Source organism: Vibrio sp. MACH09, from assembly GCF_033238805.1.
GTDB lineage: Bacteria > Pseudomonadota > Gammaproteobacteria > Enterobacterales > Vibrionaceae > Vibrio.
Genome location: NZ_BSFZ01000001.1, coordinates 466844 through 484825 on the forward strand (window position 1 = coordinate 466844; position 17982 = coordinate 484825).

Below are 17982 nucleotides of genomic sequence, written 5' to 3' on the forward strand. Positions count from 1 at the left end.
TCAATGAAACGTATAATGATATTACTTGCTGTTTTTCTTTGTACATTGAGTATAAAGGTGATGGCAGCGAATCCAAGCTTTCCTCATATTGAAACAACAGGATATGGAGAGGTGATAGCACAACCCGACATGGCAGAATTCACGGTCCAAATTGAAGAGTCGACTCTTACCGCAGAGCAAGCGAAAAAGCGAGTGGATAAAGTAGTGACTGCATTTATTCAACGTTTAATGGCGGAAGGTGTGCAGAAACAGGATATTAATAGCAGTAACTTATACTTATCCCCTAGATATCACTACCCTAAGTCAGGTGCTTCTGAGTTGGTAGGTTATAAAGCGTCTCGTAGCATTACAGTTACCGTAAATGATTTAACAAAGTTAAATGCTTACCTAGACGGTGCCATTGGTGATGGTATCAATCGCGTCGATAATATTCAGTTGAAAGTGAAAGACAAAAAAAGTTACCAACAGCTAGCGAGAAAAGAAGCGATTAAGGATGCTAATGATAAAGCATCATCATTAGCAGAAGGTTTTAGCTCACAGTTAGATGGCGTTTGGAAAATCACCTATAACCAAGGGCCAGAGCGTCGCCCTATTATGTATAAATCAATGGCAATGGAAGCACAAGCCGATGTTGCTGCGAGTTATCAAGACGCGACAATTATTATTCGAGATAGTGTGAATGTTACTTACCGTTTGAAGTAGTTCAGCAAGGGCTATAGATGAGTGATATTAGTCAAAGAGGCCAAATAGCTCTCTTTTAGCTAAGAGAAACGTTGATAAGTGAGCTAATGGTAACTATTTGTTATATTGATAGTTTTAACAAAAATGCACAGTTAACTAGATTGAACGCCATAATATTGTAAATATTAATTTTATACACTGTTTTATTGAAGGTGGGTATTGTTTTTCGTTATAGGTTTAAATTACTATTCCCTTCCAACTCAGTGAAATAGAAGAATAAAATGAAAAATATAATGATAATGGCTTTTACTTTCGTCATTTTGGTAGGGTGTAGTTCAGCGCGCTATCAAGTTAGTGAACCTACTGCGAGCCCTGAAGCGATCAAAGCTCTTCAGGAGGAGATGGACGGTGCTACTGATATGAGCGTATCTGATGAAGGTGTACTGACTTATAACAAATGGGTTCCAAGTGGCTACCATTGGCTTAAAGGTGTGACTTTAAAATCGGCGTATGAATTTTCTTGTATCCAAGCGCTATCTATTTTAGAAGACGGTTTTACTATTTCTATCAATTTCAAAGGAACTGGTGGTGGTCAGTACAACTATGATCTACAGCGTTGTCTAGATATGCAGGCAGAAAAAGATCAAGAATAGAAAAATTTTTTATATAAATAAAGCCCTCAAATTCTGAGGGCTTTACTGTTTTTTGCTCTTAATTAATGCAGTAATCTTGCGCGGATGGTACCGTCAATCTTCTTAAGCTTAACTAACGCTTCTTCTGAACGGCTTGCTTCTACATCAATAACCACATAGCCAATTTCTGAGCTAGTTTGTAAATACTGACCCGCGATGTTAATGCCATCTTCGGCAAAAATGGTGTTGATTTGAGTCAGGATACCGGGGCGGTTCTCGTGAATATGCAGAAGACGAGAAGCTCCTTTATGTGTTGGTAATGACACTTCAGGGAAGTTAACACTAGAAAGAGTTGAGCCATTGTCTGAGTATTTAGCCAGTTTCCCCGCGACTTCTACCCCAATGTTTTCTTGAGCTTCTTGTGTAGACCCCCCCACATGCGGAGTAAGAATAACATTGTCAAATTTAATCAGTGGCGATTCAAAAGGATCGGCATTTGTTTTTGGCTCGATAGGGAATACATCTACCGCTGCGCCTCCAAGGTGTCGTGACTCGAGAGATTGACATAAGGCTGGAATATCCACCACTGTGCCTCTCGCGGCATTGATAAAGACAGCTCCCGGTTTCATCATTGCGAACTCTTCTGCACCCATCATATCTTTTGTTTCTGGGGTTTCTGGTACATGAAGAGATATAACATCACACTTGTTTAGTAAGTCACTAAGAGTATGTACTTGAGTGGCATTTCCTAACGAGAGCTTATTTTCAATGTCATAGAAATACACGCGCATTCCGAGGTTTTCAGCGATAATACCTAACTGAGTTCCAATATGACCATAGCCAATAATACCTAAACGTTTACCGCGAGCTTCGTAGGATCCATCAGCACTTTTTTTCCAGATGCCTCGATGGGCAAGTGCATTTTTTTCAGGAATTCCTCTTAGTAATAGCAATATCTGTCCTAAAACTAGCTCTGCGACACTACGAGTATTTGAAAACGGAGCGTTAAAGACAGGTATGCCGCGCTTAGAGGCTGCGGTTAAGTCAACCTGATTCGTACCGATACAAAAACAACCAACTGCTGCTAGTTTGTTCGCAGCTTGAAACACTTTTTCGGAAAGGTTGGATCTCGATCGAATACCGATGAAGTGCACATCTTTTACTGCTTTTACAAGTTCATCTTCAGAAAGTGAACCCTTGTGGTATTCGATATTGGTATATCCAGCGGCTTCTAAAACTTCGACTGTTGAAGGGTGAAGTCCCTCTAAAAGCAGAATTTTAATTTTGTCTTTTTCCAGTGATACTTTGGCCATTTATTTGCGTCCTTAAAATGGAATGTTTTTTACAGTACAGACATGTGGCAAGTATGTGAAACCCTTGTCAGCCTTACGGACTATTTCAACTTGCTGTACATTTCTGTTTAATAAACTATCAAAAAAAATGCATTTTGGGTAAGAAAATTACGGCATAAGAGATAAAAAAACGGCACTTTAGAGTGCCGTTTGTTATCAAATTACATATTTTGCAACTTTTATAGAACAAATAGGTGGTTATTCTGCTATTTTTGCGCCTTCAGGAGAGCCGGTAATCACCACATCAGCTCCGCGATGAGCAAACAGTCCCACGGTAACAACACCCGCTAAGCTTGTAATTTTATCTTCTAGCTCTTTGGCATTAGTAATTTCTAGACCATGAACATCAATAATGATATTGCCATTGTCGGTTACTACACCCTCTCTATATGCAGGGTCGCCACCAAGTTTAACCAGTTCTCTTCCTACATATGAACGGGCCATAGGAATGACTTCTACTGGCAAAGGAAACTTGCCTAACACGTCAACAGCTTTAGAACCATCAACGATGCAAATGAATTTTTCAGAAATTGCAGCGACGATTTTTTCTCTTGTTAACGCTGCGCCACCACCCTTGATCATCTCTTTATTTGGGTTAATTTCATCAGCACCATCGACATAAACGTCTAGCTTATCAACTTCGTTGCAATCAAATACTTCAATACCAAGGGCTTTAAGCTTTTCTGTAGAGTCTACTGAGCTTGACACCGCACCTTTGATCTCTTCTTTCATAGTACCTAGTGCATCGATGAAGTGTTTCACTGTCGATCCTGTGCCGACACCTACAATGCTGCCTGCTTCAACATATTTTAGTGCTGCCCAGCCAGCTTCCTTTTTCATTTCATCTTGTGTCATGATTTTCTCCAGAGTAATAGGGGGGAATTATAAAACGGCGGAAATTATAACGGTTTAATGTTCAATTTCCCAACGCCATATTCTATCTGGAGTAATAATATTTGGTAGGGGGATATCCCACTGCTCAACCGGTAAGCGATCGACTTGCTGGCATGTGTGTGCCAGACCGACAGGCAGTGCGCCTTTACCACTGGTATACCAAGGCTCAAGACTTCGATCATAATAGCCACCGCCCATACCTAACCTTTGTCCTTGTGAGTCAAAAGCGACAAGAGGGGTGAATATCACATCAAGCTGAGAAATAGGGATAACTTGAGTAACATCTAAGCGAGGCTCCTTAATTCCATACTTGTTAGCAACCATAGGGGTATCAGGAGTATAGTTTAAGAATAGTAGTTGTCCTTTAGAAAATGGATGCAATACTGGCAGAAAAACATGTTTACCTTCTTCCCAACAGTGCTCAATTATGGGTTGAGTGTTGAGTTCACCGTTGGTAGAGATATAAATTGCGATCTGATCGGCTTGCTGCAGTGGAGTAAATTGCTTGATTTGGTGTAAGGCTTGATTAGCTGCGAGAGTTTGGTTCGTGGAGGATAAATCTTGACGCTTTTGACGCATGATCTTGCGTAGATGTGTGCGGATATTTTGCATTAGGATACCCCAGAGTGCCGTTGAGAATTAATGGCCCTTGAACCAGCTGGTTCAAGGCGGATCAGCAATGATAACCGTAGGCTTCTCGATACGAGCCGAGCTTGCTCAATAGCTATCAAGTACTAACCCTTTGGTATTGCTTATCGGCTCAGGGACGTAAATTCTGCTGACAAACACCCCAGGGTAAAACTTTTTACGCCATCCGTGCGGGTAAATTCATATAGTTAACTGTCTGAATTTACGTTATTTAAAGCATCGTCCAGTGATGCGGTTAATTGTTCTATTCGTTTTTCTATCTGTTCTTGAGTTGAATTTTCAGCTTCTTTTATTTGCTGAAGTTCATAACAGACATTTAAAGCTGCAATTGTTAGTAGCTTTTCAGTATTTGACACTTTAGTTCGTTCCGTCATCTCTTTCAATCTTTCATCGAGATCTTTTGCGGCTTGGCGCAATGACGCTTCTTGACCGACAGGACAATTTACTCGGGTTAACTTACCTAAAATTTCAACTTCAACCGCTTGGCTACTCATAATGACAGAACTCTTTACGCGCTATATTAAATGGCGGTTTTGCCATTGAAAATGCACTATAGAAAAAGCGTTAAGAAGATTCAAGTGTTTCACCGTTTTGCCAGCAAAATAGAACTGCAAATTAACAAATATTATCTATTTTGTGTAAATGCTCATCAGTTTTAATCGAGTTTGAACATTTTAGCTCGCGGCTGAAAATGCTAGTATTGCTGCAATTAACAATTAAATTGAAGAATGATTATGAGTGAAAAAATAGTGCCTGACTATTCGGTGGTTGCTGTTGAACTAAAAAGTGCTGGATTATCAGTTCGCCCGGCTGAGCTACAAGGATTACTTATTGGAATGATAAGTGGTGGGTTATCGATTACTGATAAAAGTTGGCAGGCTCTTATTTTTGATTACACCAACGATGGAATGGGATGGCAGGATAACGCTTTACGGGTGGGGACTGAGATATTTAAGGCAGCAGTGACTGAGCTTACCGGTTCAGAAATTGAGCTTTCTATGTTGCTGGCTGATGATAATGAGCCTTTACAGGAACAAGCTGATAGCTTAAGCGAATGGGTGAATCACTTTATCTCGGGTCTTGGGTTAGCGGGATTGACTCTTAAAGATGCTCCAAAAGATGTGAAAGAAGCACTGGGAGATCTGGAAGAGATTAGTAAACTGGGTATCGACGAGGATGATGATATGCAGGAACAGGCTGACTTACTTGAGCAGGTGATTGAACACGTAAAAGCATGTGTGCTCACCGTTCATGCTGAATACGGTTTAAAAGTCAGTTCAGAGAAAAGTGCGCCAACGATACATTAAGTTTAGTGATGAGATGAAAGAATACGATATAGCCATTGCTGGTGGCGCTATGGCAGGAGCGACTCTGGCTTTGGCTCTACAGCAGAAAAGTCAGGGAACAATTCGCATTGCTGTGATTGAGCCGTTCGATGCAAATAACCAGAAACATCCTGGTTTTGATGCTCGTTCCATCGCTCTATCTATTGGAACTCAGCAGTTGCTAGAGCGTTTTGGATTATGGTCGGATATATCTCAAGTGGCTACCGAAATTAAGCGTATCCACGTTTCTGAGCAAGGGCAGTGGGGGCTGACAGATATTGACCATCACTCGTATGGTGTCGATGCATTAGGTTATGTTGTAGAACTTGCCGATGTCGGAAGCGTGTATCACGACAAACTGTCTCGGCTTGACGGTATTGATTTCTATTGCCCTGACTCTGTTAAGACAATTACACAGTCTGAGCAGAATAATGTCATTGAGTTATCATCTGGTAAATCTCTGGCATGTCGTTTGTTGGTAGCTGCTGATGGTGCAGAATCGACCTGTTGTCAGTTATTGAATATTGAGCATTCAGAATATGACTTTGAACAGATTGCAGTGATTGCCAATATAACAACGGAAAAACCTCATCAAGGACAAGCATTTGAACGTTTTACCAATAATGGCCCTCTTGCACTTCTGCCTATGTCCGGGGATCGAATGTCTTTAGTTTGGTGTATGTCGCCTTCACAAGCATCATCATTACTAGCACTCGATGAGAAAAGTTGTATAGATAAGCTGCAGCAGCAGTTTGGCTGGCGATTGGGGAGAGTTAAGCAAATTGGAGAAAGAGCCTCATATCCTCTGATTTTAAAGCGAAAAGAATCCATCGTTCATCACCGTTTTGCCTGCGTAGGTAATGCCAGTCAGTTACTGCACCCCATCGCAGGGCAAGGTTTTAATCTTGGAATACGAGATATAGCCAGCTTAGTTGAAGAGTTGAATGTAGAAGACGATGTTGGTGGATTTATATCACTGTCGCGATTTAACCAACGTAGAGTTAATGATAGAGACAGTACAATCGCGTTAACGTCCGGTATGGTACGACTGTTTTCAAATCAGTGGCTTCCTTTACGTATTGGACGTAATGCTGGGTTAATAGCTATAGATAATATACCTCTGCTAAAGGGGCCGCTTTTAAAGCGAACAATGGGATTGGTTAAAAGGTAGATTATGATGCGAAGCGTTGATATTGCAATTGTTGGTGGTGGGATGGTTGGACTTACTCTCGCTTCAGCATTAAGAGATACAGATATAAGAATTGCGGTAATAGAAGGAACAGCTCCAGATCAAGAGCTAGCGTCATTACCAGATGTGCGTGTATCCGCATTAAGCCGGGCAAGTGAACGAATATTGGTGAATGTGGGAGCATGGCAAGGAATAGAGAAGCGGCGATCGTCACCGTATACTGCAATGGAAGTGTGGGAGCAGGATAGTTTTGCTCGTATCGAGTTTGATGCAACACATATGGGACAACCTAATCTAGGCCATATTGTTGAAAATAGAGTGATTCAACTGGCACTGCTTGAGCAAGTTAAGCAGCAAGCAAATGTGACGGTATATATGCCTTCAAAATGCCAAAAAATAGTGATGGGAGAGAGTGAAGCTTGGTTAACACTGGAGGATGAACAGTCTTTAACGGCAAAGCTAGTCGTTGGGGCTGATGGGGCGAATTCTTGGGTGCGAAAACAAGCTGATATTCCTCTGACTCATTGGGATTACGGTCATACTGCGTTGGTTGCTAACATTAAAACGGTAGAAAAGCATCAAAAAGTGGCAAGGCAGGCATTTACTCCTATGGGACCATTGGCTTTCTTACCAATGAGTGATGAGCATATGAGTTCTATCGTGTGGTCTACCGATCCTAACCGAGTAGAACAGTTATTGGCGATGCCTGAGCACGAGTTCAATAAACGTTTAAGTACCGAGTTTGATATGCAGTTGGGCTTATGTTCACTGGTCGGTAAAAGAGAGGCTTATCCTCTAAAAATGCGTTATGCACGTGATTTTGTATTGGAGCGGATAGCACTGGTGGGCGATGCGGCACATACCATACATCCACTTGCTGGTCAGGGTGTCAATCTAGGCCTGTTAGATGCAGCTAGTTTAGCTCAAGAGATAAAACAGTTGTGGTTATCAGGAGAAGATATCGGTAGTAGAAGGAACCTTCGACCATATGAGCGGTGGAGAAAAGCGGAAGCCGCGAAAATGATCGCAGCAATGCAAGGCTTTAAAGATCTATTTGAAGGTGGTAATCCTGCAAAGAAATTGTTTAGAGGATTAGGTGTAAAATTGGCTAGCCAGTTGCCAGGGGCAAAAGATGAGATTATGAAACATGCATTGGGGCTTAAAGGTAACTTACCAAATATTGCCAAGCAGAACTATATGAGCAAAGAGTTATAGTTGCCATTGCTCGTTCCGAGTTCGTTAGATACAAATCATGTTTGGCTCATAAACAAAAAGGTTGGCGTTATGCCAACCTTTTTGTAAATAAATAATTATGTAATATGGTCATTCATACATAGCAGTTAAGCATAACAACAACGTAACCTCATTATTTCCTGATTCACTTCATTGACCGCTTTGAAGTGTCGCTTCTCTGCTTTCTCTGGCAATATCAATTTGCCGTTATCGAATTCAAATTTTCCTACGCCGTATATATAAATTCTTCCCTTAAAAAGCCTACTTATGTGTTTAGCTATCATACTAGGCGTATAGCGCTTAAACATTCGCATAGTTCTTCCTTTGTTTTTATCTAGCGCCATAGATTATACGAGATAGACTATGACGGATTTGTGACTAAAACGGAGAAATACTGCTTTATAACTTACTAACTTGGTGATTTGTGCTGAATTCATCAAATCAGAAGGATTTTATTCAACTTTGCGTGATCGTCTCCTCATAATTAGACTTTGCTTATATGAATAATATAATTACTACTTACGCATAGTTAACGCATTAAATGCGGTTTATCTATCTATTGGTTAAAGAGTAGCCTATTTTTCGTTTTTTTAAATTTTACTTAGATAAAATGTAAAAAAATGCCCGCAAATAATTTGCGGGCGAATAGTCACAGATGCATTACACAAACAAAAAATTTGACAGACATTGTTAGTAAGTTTGATATTTTGATGTCACATCCCTTTGATTTAAGAGAGTGAATAATGACTGATTCTAACTGGAGTCAGCATAGCCTAAAAAACAATATTTGCATATATATTTATTTTTTATGACTTTAAATTCAATTTTGTAATTTTCTCTTTGGAAACAAGATCTATGTAACTAATGTAATGTTGTCGTTTTTTCTAGACTTTGATACATGCACTTATGTTCGTATATGGCAGTTGTTATCGACAGATATCGGCATTTACGCTTGTCGGGTTGCACAAGGAAAACAGATCAGAGTTGAGAATGGCTATTCCTGCCATGTTGCTGCCGCTGCTAATAGTGATTTCAGCTATGGATTGAAACCGTTGATCGAAAACTATCGGCATTGGTGTTTTTAGTAGCAGTGGAGACACTGTTCCGGGCTTGTATCCACTGATCGCTTCAATATCATCATACGAGACACAGGTCATTCGTCTTAATCCCAATAATGCTCGTACTTTTTTAGGATCAACAGAGTGGTCTCCAGGAATGCAAGCAAGAACATAGTTGTTACCCATATCTCGCAATAGAATAGATTTAACCATGACTCTTGGTTCGATATTTCGTTCTTTCGCGGTCTCTTCTATGTTGGTGGTAGGTACAGTATGAAGCAGCAGACGAAATTTGACCTGCTGCTTTTCTAAGTACTGAGTAATGGCAGTTTGAAAGCTTATATTATTCATCTAATGAATAGGGTAGTGGACGAATTTTCCAGACAGAGTTAGGTTGTTCTGCTAATCGTAACTTGGTATCAATGTCGAGATTATTAGGCATCACAATTAACCCGATACATTTCTCTGCTGAAACGGAGTAGTGAGTGATGAGCTTACCCACGGTTCGCCAATTCTCGCCAACGCTTCTTTCTAATGTGGTGTCAGATGGTATAGAGCCGTCGACTGTACCTTCTACAATGAACATGCTTCGTTTATTTGTTCCTCTATACTTTGCGCGGGCAACGGTTTCTTGTCCTGTATAGCAACCTTTAGAAAAATTTATGCCAAATAAGCCTTGTAGGTTGAACGCTTGTGGAATGTGTTCATTTTGATTATCTGTTGTGATACGAGGGATGGCCGCTTCGATATCATACTTATCCCATATATCTTCATGATAGAGGCCTGCTTCGACTTGATTCTCCACCAATTTTGATGCAGATTCACAGTTTAAAAGAACAAGCCAACGACGCTCATCGACCTTAACGGCTGTCCCACCAGATATTGCTCTTACATCACCAGTATCAGTAGAGAGCGAATCGATCATCTGCTCAGCTTGTTGGCCAACAACACCTAGCGCGATATCTTCCGCTATAGAAATGTCGACTTTAGAAAAAACCGAGTATTTTTTTATCTCTTTCAGGGCGTTTTCAATAGCGGATGCGTGTTGAAACAGAGCGTAACCATTTTGGTGATGGAATAGACGGAAAATACTCCATACTTTTCCTTTGGCATCGCAGTGAGCCCCCAGAGTGGTTTCCGTCTCACTAAGTGACACGACATCACAAGTAAGCTGACCTTGTAAATACGACTTTTTGTCCTCACCTGTAACGTCAATTGCCTTCCAGGAAGATAAGTGAGAGATGATAAATGTGGAGATATCATCCCCTTTGTTGAGCGAGTAAGAAGGAAGATTATTCTGCCATTTCATAATGATTACCTTGGCTTATTATTAAAATCATACTTAATCGGCATTTGCTGAAAGAAGTATCTTGAGGTTACTTAGTTACCTATCTTAATCATTGATAGGCGGTATATCCATGAAATAATGTTACTGCTTTTATTGTGGTTAAATATTATTAGTGGTTTAAGCGAGTTTAATCTCTTTTTCGTGATGCTACCGAAACTAATCGAGTGGTTGCAAACTGATGGAGTTGGTACACTTTGCCTAGAATAAATGAAGGAGTAACTAAATGTATTCAAAAGAAGATAAAGCCCGAATCAAATGGGCATGTCGAAGAGGAATGCTGGAACTAGATGTGGTGATAATGCCGTTTTTTGAAGAGTGTTTTGATGACTTAACAGAAATGGAACAACAGGATTTTGTGGCACTTTTAGAGTGTGATGATCCCGATCTGTTTATGTGGGTAATGCAGCATGGTCGTAGTAAAGAGAGTAATTTAGCCGAGATGGTAGATAAAATCGTTGCCCACAACCTTAGTAAAGTCCGTTAGGTTTTCGACTACGCCATCAAAAATGGCTCAAATTGTTCGCATATTTGTTTTTGTGCTGATCTGTTGGGCTGTTTTGGCGACTGCTGTGCCTCTTGTTATCTCTGTTTGTATCATTGCTTACCTATTAGAAAACATTCTCTTTAGCCACTATCGTACGACCGTCTCTGTTACGATGACCACTGAAGGTGTGATTTACTTTCAAGAAGTAGAAGAGAGGGTTAAATACTGTAATCGGCTGTATAAGCCTTTTGTGACAGTAATAAAAACTGAGACAGGGCGTGAAGTCATGGTTTGGAGCGATAGTTGTAGTGATGATGAATATCGGCAGTTAAATATTCTTATTGATCATATAGAAAGAGAAAAAAAGAGTGACAATACATTGCCACTCTAAAATGATGTTATAGCGCCGAATAGTTGTAATTATGATTTCATCTGCTGATATTTGGCCGGTTCCAAAATAGTAGGAACACTATTCTCATCTAGATCTGGATAGTCTAAGGTATAATGTAACCCTCGACTTTCTTTCCTCTGCATTGCACACAGCACCATGAGTTCAGCTACTTGCAATAAATTCCTCATTTCTAACAAGTTATTTGAAACGCGGAAATTGCTATAATATTCATGTGTCTCTTGCTGCAACATATGTATTCTTCGCATCGCCCTCTCTAGGCGCTTATCCGTTCGGACTATGCCCATGTAATCCCACATAAATAAGCGTAACTCGTGCCAGTTATGCTGGATTATGACCTCTTCATCGGAGTTACAGACCTGACTCTCATCCCAAGCGGGAAGAGATGGAGGAAGAGTGGCTTCATCAAGTGAGCGAAGGATACTTTTGGCTGCTGACCATGCATATACGACACACTCTAACAGTGAATTGGATGCCATACGATTGGCACCATGAAGCCCGGTATAGCTCACTTCACCAATGGCATATAATTGTTTCAGATCCGTCTGCCCATGTTTGTCTACGATAACGCCACCACAGGTGTAGTGCGCTGCTGGAACAATAGGAATAGGTTCGCTAGTCATATCTATGCCCAGATCTTTTAATCTAAGATAGATAGTCGGGAAATGTTTCTCTATAAAGTCAGCGGGTTTATGGCTGATATCTAAAAACATGCAGTCTGCTCCTAGACGCTTCATTTCAAAGTCGATCGCACGGGCAACCACATCACGAGGAGCTAACTCATGTCTTTCGTCAAAGTCGGGCATAAAACGTGAGCCATCTGGTCGACGTAAATAGGCACCTTCACCTCTTAGTGCTTCGGTAAGCAGGAAGTTACGTGCTTCTGGGTGAAACAGGCAGGTAGGATGAAACTGATTAAACTCTAAGTTGGCTACGCGGCAACCTGCTCGCCACGCCATGGCGATACCGTCACCAGATGAAACGTCAGGGTTGGAGGTGTATTGATACACTTTAGATGCTCCACCCGTTGCAAGTACTACAAATTTGGCTCTAACGGTTTCAACATGCTCTTGTTGGCGATTCCAAATATAAGCACCAACCACTTTATCTTGATTTCCGCCAATCTTATCTTCGCAGATCAAATCGAGAGCATTATGTCTTTCCAGGATCGTAATATTTGGATGGTTATGAACATTGTCCTGCAGCGAGGTTTGCATTGCCATCCCTGTCGCGTCGGCTGCGTGCAATATACGTCTATGGCTATGGCCGCCTTCACGGGTTAGGTGATATTTAGGGTCATCGTCTGAGTCGTCGTCTTCCCTATCAAAAGGAACACCACCATCTATTAACCACTGAACACATTTTTTTGCATTCTTGGCGATAAACTCAACCGCTTCTTCTTCACAAAGCCCGGCACCGGCAATTTGAGTGTCCTGTATATGAGATTCAATACTATCCGATTCATCAAATACTGCGGCAATACCGCCTTGAGCATAATAGGTCGCGCCTTCACTGCGAGGCCCCTTGCTTAATACTATGACTTTGCCTTTTTTAGCCACTCGCAGTGCAAGTGACAGACCAGCAGCGCCGCTACCTATAACTAATACATCACATTGATGTTCTCGGTTCGTATTCATAAAACAGTCAAATTCCCAATCTAAACGAGTGCAATCCAAATTGCGCTTCAAAAATATCTTACCAAACGTGTGAATTATGTCGGTAAAATGACATGGCAGCAAATTTCTTTGAATTGATATCTAAGAAAATGGCTTGCTTTTCACATCATGTATCCCCAGTATTTCTCTTAATCTGGCAGAAAAAACGACTAATCCATCACACTTTAAATTAAAATGATAAAAAAAGTAGATAGTATTGAACTTTCCAATTATCACAGAGTCACAATAGTGCTCATGTAAGTGGTGGTGTCAACACTACATTATGCATAATTAAAGCTCATATCTGAGAAGTTATGAGCAATAACAATAGGAGTAAGTGCTCGAATGAACGAGCAGTTGACCGATCAAGTACTCATTGAGCGAGTTCAAAGTGGAGATAAGCAAGCATTTAATCTTTTGGTGATTAAGTACCAAAATAAAGTTTGTAACCTTATTTCTCGATATATTGGTAATTCGGGTGATGTACAAGATGTAGCCCAAGAAGCGTTTATTAAAGCGTATCGCGCTATCCCTAACTTTAGAGGTGAAAGTGCGTTCTATACTTGGTTATACAGAATTGCGGTAAATACAGCGAAGAATCACATTGTTGCTCAAGGAAGAAGACCTCCTGCGAGTGATGTTGATGCAGAAGAAGCTGAATATTACGAAACGGGTAGTGCATTGAAAGAAATTTCGAACCCTGAGAACTTAACGTTGTCCAACGAGTTGAAACAAGTAGTTTTCAGTGCAATTGAAGCACTTCCTGAAGATTTAAAGACGGCAGTAACTCTTCGAGAACTAGATGGTTTAAGTTATGAAGAGATTGCTGAGGTAATGGATTGTCCTGTAGGGACTGTGCGATCACGCATTTTCCGTGCAAGGGAAGCGGTAGAGAAAAAAATTCAACCGCTTTTGCAACGCTAGATAGCAGACATTAACTATGGTGAAAAAAATGGCTGACAAAGAACTTCTTTCTGCTCTTATGGATGGAGAGTCTGTTGATGACGCTTTAATAGTAGAGTTAGAACAGGATCTCGAGAGTCAAGAAACGTGGCAAAATTACCATCTTATTGGTGATATTGTAAAAGGTGAAGCACCTAAAACTGCAAATTGGAATGTTGCTGAAAGTGTATTCGCTGCGTTAGAGGCAGAACCTGCGCACAGCAATAAAACTGTACCATTAATGGAACCACAACCGATGCCAGCAGAGGCGAAGCGATACCTACCAAGTTGGTTTACCCAATTAGGTCAGGTTGGTCTTGCTGCCTGTGTATCAATGGCGGTTATATTTGGTGTTCAGCAGTACGGTGGAAACAGTGACGTATCAAGTCCAGTTGCTCAAGTACCAGTATTACAAACAGTACCTCTAGCGGGTAGTGTCGAGCCTGTTTCACTGACAAGAGAGTCTGTAGCAGCAACCAATGCTTTGTCTGATACGCAAAAAGAACAGCAACGTCGCCAAATTCGCGCCATGCTACAAGATTATGAATTACAACTTCGCTTATCAGCAGATACTGCTGTTGGTAGTGATTTAGAAAAACAACCGGTAGTTGAATGAAAAAATTTCTGTTCAGTGCGCTGGCACTGTTCAGTTTGATACAACCTCAAGCCTCAGCAGAGGAAAACTCTGCTGAGGCTTTGTTGCATCAAATGAACCACGCAAGTCAGCACTTAAATTATGAACTCTCGTATATTCTGATAAGAAAAAGCAGTATCGAACCACTTCTGTATCGTCACGCAAGCATAGACAATAATCATTATGCTCACTTGGTTTATCTGAGTGGCCCTATTCGTGAAACGATTCGTCGAGGCGAAGAAGTCAGCTATATTGAACCCGGAGCGGATCCTTTTTCGATTAAGTCGGGGCATTTAGTTGGGCCAATGATGCCAATGCTAGAAAGCGACATCACGCAGCTAAGCCAATACTATGATTTTATTTCTATGGGACGAGCACGAGAAGCGGGATCGCCAACTCAAGTCGTTAGAATTGTTCCTAAAGATGGTCAGCGGTATTCGTATCTACTTTGGGTTGATGAGAAATCGAAATTGCCATTGCGTGCCGATCTGTTGGATCGTGATGGCGAAGTTTTGGAGCAATTTCGGGCTATTTCCTATCGAGTGTCCGATCAAATTGCAACAATGCTAGCGGCTCTTGATGAGGTAACGTTACCTGATGTGCTTACTTTACCAAAACAGCCATCGAATGATTCTTCTTGGACTTTAAACTGGACACCTTCTGGTTTTGAACCACATCCACTAAATCGCTATAAAGTAGCAATGACGGAAAAAGTGGTAGAGAGTCAAATGTATAGCGATGGTCTATTTAGTTTCTCGGTTTATGTTTCTGATACCGATGCTTTATCCCTAAAAAATCAAATTGTTAGGCAAGGGCGAAGAACCTTGCAAACGGTGATCAATGGAGATAAAGAGATCACAGTCGTGGGCGATATTCCGCCACCGACGGCAATTAAAATTGCTAAATCGATTGTGTTCAACAGTAAGGCTGTTGATAACAAAGAAGCAGCCCCTGCAACAGAAGCCGTTAAGCCATGATAACCGCTCTCGCCACTGTTCAACATGTTGACGTCATCGACGGGAAGTACAATGTGGCGATTAGCTGTGAGCAACAGACCAGTTGCCGCCACTGCTCTTCGCAGCAAACTTGCGGGACGGGTATTATTTCTAAGGCAGTTGGAAATAAAAGTCATCAGTGGCAGTTGGAAACGAGTATGGAAGTCTCAGTGGGACAAACGGTTGAAGTCGGTTTGCCTGAAAAACAGCTGATTCAATTTGCTTCTATTGTTTATATTGTCCCTTTGCTGTTGCTTTTTATTGGCGCAATGATTGGACAGTGGTTAGCGACACAGATTGGTAGCGGAGAGGGCGTTGTAATTGCTATCTCCGTTATGTTTATGTTTGCAGGAGTTTGGCTAGCAAAATGGTTAGCGAAGAAACAACAATCCCAGTCAGAACAGTCTGTTACCCTAATTCGAGTTATGGGTGATGTAATAAAAATAACGCCCAATTGAACATCATATGTAAATCAAGATAGCGACAGCGCCGGAAATTCGGTAGAATCGCGCCACTTGATCGAAATACCATCAAAAGATGCGTATTTTTTCTATTTATTTTGCAAGAGTATAGTCATACCAACCTATGAAGCACATTCGTAACTTTTCGATTATCGCCCATATCGACCACGGTAAGTCGACATTATCAGACCGCCTAATTCAAGTATGCGGAGGATTGAGTGAACGTGAGATGGACTCACAGGTTCTCGATTCAATGGATCTTGAACGTGAGCGAGGCATTACAATCAAAGCTCAAAGTGTGACGCTCGACTACACAGCAAAAGATGGCGAAACTTATCAACTGAATTTTATCGATACTCCGGGGCACGTTGATTTTTCTTATGAAGTATCACGTTCTTTAGCGGCTTGTGAAGGTGCGCTTTTGGTGGTCGACGCAGGTCAAGGGGTAGAAGCTCAAACCCTAGCAAACTGTTATACCGCGATCGAAATGGATCTGGAAGTTGTGCCTATTCTGAACAAGATAGACCTTCCCGCTGCGGATCCTGAGCGTGTTTCAGAAGAGATCGAAGATATTGTTGGCATCGATGCCATGGAAGCTACCCAGTGCTCTGCAAAAACAGGCCTAGGTGTAGATGCCGTACTGGAAAATATTGTTACATCGATTCCTGCTCCAGAAGGTGATCCTGAGGCACCGCTGCAAGCATTGATTATCGACTCATGGTTTGATAACTACTTAGGTGTGGTTTCTCTTGTTCGTATTAAGAATGGTGTTCTTAAGAAAAACGACAAGATAAAAGTGATGAGCACAGACCAAATTTGGGGTGTTGACCGTTTAGGTATCTTTACACCGAAGCAGTTGGATACAACGCAACTAAGTACAGGTGAAGTTGGTTGGGTTGTTTGTGGCATTAAAGATATTTTAGGTGCGCCAGTCGGTGATACATTAACGCTGGCTAAGAACGGATGCGATAAAGCACTGCCTGGTTTTAAGAAAGTAAAACCACAAGTCTATGCAGGCCTATTCCCTGTCTCTTCTGATGATTATGAAAACTTTCGTGATGCGCTTGGTAAGTTAAGCCTAAATGACGCTTCACTGTTTTATGAACCAGAGAACTCATCAGCACTTGGTTTCGGCTTCCGCTGTGGTTTCCTTGGTATGCTTCACATGGAGATCATCCAAGAGCGTTTAGAGCGTGAATATGATCTCGACTTGATCACGACTGCCCCAACGGTAGTTTATGAAGTTGAAAAGACAGACGGTACCTTACTGTATGTAGACAGCCCGGCGAAATTGCCTGCCGTGAATGATCTAGCGGAAATTCGTGAGCCTATTTCACGTTGTAATATTCTTGTACCTGCGGACTACCTTGGTAATGTTATTACCTTGTGTGTTGAAAAACGTGGCATTCAGGTTGATATGGTGTATCACGGCAACCAAGTCGCGGTGACTTATGATATTCCGATGGCAGAAGTTGTGATGGATTTCTTTGACCGTTTGAAATCCACCTCTCGTGGTTACGCCTCGTTAGACTATAATTTCCAGCGTTTTGAAATGTCTGACATGGTACGTGTTGATGTTCTTCTTAATGGTGACAAGGTAGATGCTCTGGCGCTTATTACCCATAAAGACCAATCTCAGTCTCGAGGCCGTCTACTGGTTGAGAAGATGAAAGAGTTTATACCAAGGCAGATGTTTGATATTGCTATTCAAGCGGCGATTGGTAACCACATTATTGCCCGCTCAACTGTGAAGCAGTTGCGTAAAAACGTTATTGCAAAATGTTATGGTGGTGATATCAGCCGTAAGAAAAAATTGCTGAAGAAACAGAAAGAAGGTAAGAAAAGAATGAAGCAAATCGGAAACGTAGAATTGCCTCAGGAAGCGTTCTTAGCCATTCTTCATATAGGCAAAGATTAATCTCTTTCGCAGCTAGAGTTAAATAAAAGAAAGGGTATTTATGCCCTTTCTTTTTTAATATATATGAACGTATTTACATTGTCTGCTGACAATATGCATAGAAGTAGAAACTAAAGGAAGAATA

General features: G+C 41.2%; 20 protein-coding genes and 1 other RNA gene. 12 read left to right on the forward strand and 9 right to left on the reverse strand.

All coding sequences use genetic code 11. The features are described from left to right. The first annotated feature begins 3 nt into the window (after positions 1-3). Both CHJ_RS02135 and CHJ_RS02140 read left to right on the forward strand, forming a co-directional pair. The gene (locus CHJ_RS02135; protein ID WP_171754904.1) at positions 4-702 is read left to right on the forward strand and encodes an oxidative stress defense protein; all 699 of its coding nucleotides are present in this window, start codon (positions 4-6) and stop codon (positions 700-702) included. A 260-nt stretch (positions 703-962) separates the two neighbouring features. Next, positions 963-1334 (forward strand): hypothetical protein, encoded by a 372-nt coding sequence (locus CHJ_RS02140; RefSeq protein WP_317916749.1) that lies wholly within the window; start codon positions 963-965, stop codon positions 1332-1334. A 62-nt stretch (positions 1335-1396) separates the two neighbouring features. Here CHJ_RS02140 and serA read toward each other — a convergent pair whose 3' ends face one another. The 5 genes from serA to zapA all read right to left on the reverse strand — a co-directional run bounded on the left by serA (position 1397) and on the right by zapA (position 4701). Then, the gene (serA, locus tag CHJ_RS02145) at positions 1397-2626 is read right to left on the reverse strand and encodes a phosphoglycerate dehydrogenase (protein ID WP_317916750.1); all 1230 of its coding nucleotides are present in this window, start codon (positions 2624-2626) and stop codon (positions 1397-1399) included. A gap of 237 nt (positions 2627-2863) precedes the next feature. Continuing rightward, positions 2864-3520: a ribose-5-phosphate isomerase RpiA gene (rpiA, locus tag CHJ_RS02150; RefSeq protein WP_171754907.1), complete on the reverse strand. Its 657-nt coding sequence runs from the start codon at positions 3518-3520 to the stop codon at positions 2864-2866. A 54-nt stretch (positions 3521-3574) separates the two neighbouring features. Next, positions 3575-4171: a 5-formyltetrahydrofolate cyclo-ligase gene (locus CHJ_RS02155; RefSeq protein WP_317916751.1), complete on the reverse strand. Its 597-nt coding sequence runs from the start codon at positions 4169-4171 to the stop codon at positions 3575-3577. Positions 4172-4173: 2 nt separating this feature from the next. Next, positions 4174-4359, reverse strand: a non-coding RNA gene (ssrS, locus tag CHJ_RS02160) — 6S RNA. 36 nt (positions 4360-4395) lie between these two features. Continuing rightward, positions 4396-4701, reverse strand: coding sequence for a cell division protein ZapA (zapA, locus tag CHJ_RS02165; protein ID WP_171754909.1), 306 nt, complete (start codon positions 4699-4701; stop codon positions 4396-4398). 240 nt (positions 4702-4941) lie between these two features. Here zapA and CHJ_RS02170 point away from each other — a divergent pair, with 240 nt between their 5' ends. Genes CHJ_RS02170 through CHJ_RS02180 form a run of 3 tightly spaced genes read left to right on the forward strand, consistent with a single transcriptional unit; the run spans position 4942 to position 7936 of the window. Continuing rightward, complete coding sequence (locus CHJ_RS02170; RefSeq protein ID WP_317916752.1) at positions 4942-5514, forward strand: YecA family protein; 573 nt, start codon at positions 4942-4944, stop codon at positions 5512-5514. A gap of 13 nt (positions 5515-5527) precedes the next feature. Then, the gene (gene ubiH, locus CHJ_RS02175) at positions 5528-6703 is read left to right on the forward strand and encodes a 2-octaprenyl-6-methoxyphenyl hydroxylase (RefSeq protein ID WP_317916753.1); all 1176 of its coding nucleotides are present in this window, start codon (positions 5528-5530) and stop codon (positions 6701-6703) included. A gap of 3 nt (positions 6704-6706) precedes the next feature. Then, positions 6707-7936: an FAD-dependent 2-octaprenylphenol hydroxylase gene (locus tag CHJ_RS02180; RefSeq protein ID WP_317916754.1), complete on the forward strand. Its 1230-nt coding sequence runs from the start codon at positions 6707-6709 to the stop codon at positions 7934-7936. A gap of 125 nt (positions 7937-8061) precedes the next feature. Here CHJ_RS02180 and CHJ_RS02185 read toward each other — a convergent pair whose 3' ends face one another. From CHJ_RS02185 to ygfZ, 3 genes are all read right to left on the reverse strand, one after another. Then, complete coding sequence (locus CHJ_RS02185) at positions 8062-8268, reverse strand: DUF1107 domain-containing protein (RefSeq protein WP_171754913.1); 207 nt, start codon at positions 8266-8268, stop codon at positions 8062-8064. A 612-nt stretch (positions 8269-8880) separates the two neighbouring features. After that, positions 8881-9363: an aminoacyl-tRNA deacylase gene (locus CHJ_RS02190; RefSeq protein ID WP_317916755.1), complete on the reverse strand. Its 483-nt coding sequence runs from the start codon at positions 9361-9363 to the stop codon at positions 8881-8883. Next, a complete protein-coding gene (gene ygfZ / locus CHJ_RS02195) occupies positions 9356-10321 on the reverse strand; it encodes a tRNA-modifying protein YgfZ (protein WP_317916756.1) in 966 nt (321 codons plus the stop codon). Before ygfZ ends, CHJ_RS02190 begins: the two co-directional genes overlap by 8 nt. A gap of 262 nt (positions 10322-10583) precedes the next feature. Between ygfZ and CHJ_RS02200 the strand changes: the two genes are divergently transcribed. Next, the gene (locus tag CHJ_RS02200; RefSeq protein WP_171754916.1) at positions 10584-10844 is read left to right on the forward strand and encodes a succinate dehydrogenase assembly factor 2; all 261 of its coding nucleotides are present in this window, start codon (positions 10584-10586) and stop codon (positions 10842-10844) included. Between the two features lie 22 nt (positions 10845-10866). Next, positions 10867-11235: a hypothetical protein gene (locus CHJ_RS02205; RefSeq protein ID WP_171754917.1), complete on the forward strand. Its 369-nt coding sequence runs from the start codon at positions 10867-10869 to the stop codon at positions 11233-11235. Positions 11236-11264: 29 nt separating this feature from the next. Here CHJ_RS02205 and nadB read toward each other — a convergent pair whose 3' ends face one another. After that, a complete protein-coding gene (nadB, locus tag CHJ_RS02210; RefSeq protein ID WP_171754918.1) occupies positions 11265-12890 on the reverse strand; it encodes an L-aspartate oxidase in 1626 nt (541 codons plus the stop codon). A gap of 363 nt (positions 12891-13253) precedes the next feature. Between nadB and rpoE the strand changes: the two genes are divergently transcribed. The 5 genes from rpoE (at position 13254) to lepA (ending at position 17858) form a co-directional block, all read left to right on the forward strand. Continuing rightward, entirely contained in the window at positions 13254-13832 is a 579-nt protein-coding gene (gene rpoE / locus CHJ_RS02215) for an RNA polymerase sigma factor RpoE (protein WP_171754919.1), read from the forward strand. A gap of 16 nt (positions 13833-13848) precedes the next feature. Next, positions 13849-14466, forward strand: a complete 618-nt coding sequence (locus CHJ_RS02220; protein WP_171754920.1) for a sigma-E factor negative regulatory protein — start codon at positions 13849-13851, stop codon at positions 14464-14466. Next, positions 14463-15461 (forward strand): sigma-E factor regulatory protein RseB, encoded by a 999-nt coding sequence (gene rseB / locus CHJ_RS02225; protein WP_317916757.1) that lies wholly within the window; start codon positions 14463-14465, stop codon positions 15459-15461. The genes CHJ_RS02220 and rseB overlap by 4 nt, the downstream gene beginning before the upstream one ends. After that, positions 15458-15937, forward strand: a complete 480-nt coding sequence (locus CHJ_RS02230) for a SoxR reducing system RseC family protein (protein ID WP_171754922.1) — start codon at positions 15458-15460, stop codon at positions 15935-15937. The genes rseB and CHJ_RS02230 overlap by 4 nt, the downstream gene beginning before the upstream one ends. 127 nt (positions 15938-16064) lie before the next feature. Next, positions 16065-17858, forward strand: coding sequence for a translation elongation factor 4 (gene lepA / locus CHJ_RS02235; protein ID WP_317916758.1), 1794 nt, complete (start codon positions 16065-16067; stop codon positions 17856-17858). The last annotated feature ends 124 nt before the right edge of the window (positions 17859-17982 follow it).

What these genes read in the sequence shown, in the direction of transcription:
- serA (WP_317916750.1), bottom strand. Translation starts at nt 2,626, where the DNA reads ATGGCCAAAGTATCACTGGAAAAAGACAAAATTAAAATTCTGCTTTTA.
- nadB (WP_171754918.1), bottom strand. Translation starts at nt 12,890, where the DNA reads ATGAATACGAACCGAGAACATCAATGTGATGTATTAGTTATAGGTAGC.
- rseB (WP_317916757.1), top strand. Translation starts at nt 14,463, where the DNA reads ATGAAAAAATTTCTGTTCAGTGCGCTGGCACTGTTCAGTTTGATACAA.
- CHJ_RS02180 (WP_317916754.1), top strand. Translation starts at nt 6,707, where the DNA reads ATGATGCGAAGCGTTGATATTGCAATTGTTGGTGGTGGGATGGTTGGA.
- CHJ_RS02135 (WP_171754904.1), top strand. Translation starts at nt 4, where the DNA reads ATGAAACGTATAATGATATTACTTGCTGTTTTTCTTTGTACATTGAGT.
- CHJ_RS02220 (WP_171754920.1), top strand. Translation starts at nt 13,849, where the DNA reads ATGGTGAAAAAAATGGCTGACAAAGAACTTCTTTCTGCTCTTATGGAT.
- zapA (WP_171754909.1), bottom strand. Translation starts at nt 4,701, where the DNA reads ATGAGTAGCCAAGCGGTTGAAGTTGAAATTTTAGGTAAGTTAACCCGA.
- CHJ_RS02170 (WP_317916752.1), top strand. Translation starts at nt 4,942, where the DNA reads ATGAGTGAAAAAATAGTGCCTGACTATTCGGTGGTTGCTGTTGAACTA.
- CHJ_RS02140 (WP_317916749.1), top strand. Translation starts at nt 963, where the DNA reads ATGAAAAATATAATGATAATGGCTTTTACTTTCGTCATTTTGGTAGGG.
- rpoE (WP_171754919.1), top strand. Translation starts at nt 13,254, where the DNA reads ATGAACGAGCAGTTGACCGATCAAGTACTCATTGAGCGAGTTCAAAGT.
- rpiA (WP_171754907.1), bottom strand. Translation starts at nt 3,520, where the DNA reads ATGACACAAGATGAAATGAAAAAGGAAGCTGGCTGGGCAGCACTAAAA.
- CHJ_RS02230 (WP_171754922.1), top strand. Translation starts at nt 15,458, where the DNA reads ATGATAACCGCTCTCGCCACTGTTCAACATGTTGACGTCATCGACGGG.
- ygfZ (WP_317916756.1), bottom strand. Translation starts at nt 10,321, where the DNA reads ATGAAATGGCAGAATAATCTTCCTTCTTACTCGCTCAACAAAGGGGAT.
- ubiH (WP_317916753.1), top strand. Translation starts at nt 5,528, where the DNA reads ATGAAAGAATACGATATAGCCATTGCTGGTGGCGCTATGGCAGGAGCG.
- CHJ_RS02200 (WP_171754916.1), top strand. Translation starts at nt 10,584, where the DNA reads ATGTATTCAAAAGAAGATAAAGCCCGAATCAAATGGGCATGTCGAAGA.
- CHJ_RS02155 (WP_317916751.1), bottom strand. Translation starts at nt 4,171, where the DNA reads ATGCAAAATATCCGCACACATCTACGCAAGATCATGCGTCAAAAGCGT.
- CHJ_RS02205 (WP_171754917.1), top strand. Translation starts at nt 10,867, where the DNA reads ATGGCTCAAATTGTTCGCATATTTGTTTTTGTGCTGATCTGTTGGGCT.
- CHJ_RS02185 (WP_171754913.1), bottom strand. Translation starts at nt 8,268, where the DNA reads ATGCGAATGTTTAAGCGCTATACGCCTAGTATGATAGCTAAACACATA.
- CHJ_RS02190 (WP_317916755.1), bottom strand. Translation starts at nt 9,363, where the DNA reads ATGAATAATATAAGCTTTCAAACTGCCATTACTCAGTACTTAGAAAAG.
- lepA (WP_317916758.1), top strand. Translation starts at nt 16,065, where the DNA reads ATGAAGCACATTCGTAACTTTTCGATTATCGCCCATATCGACCACGGT.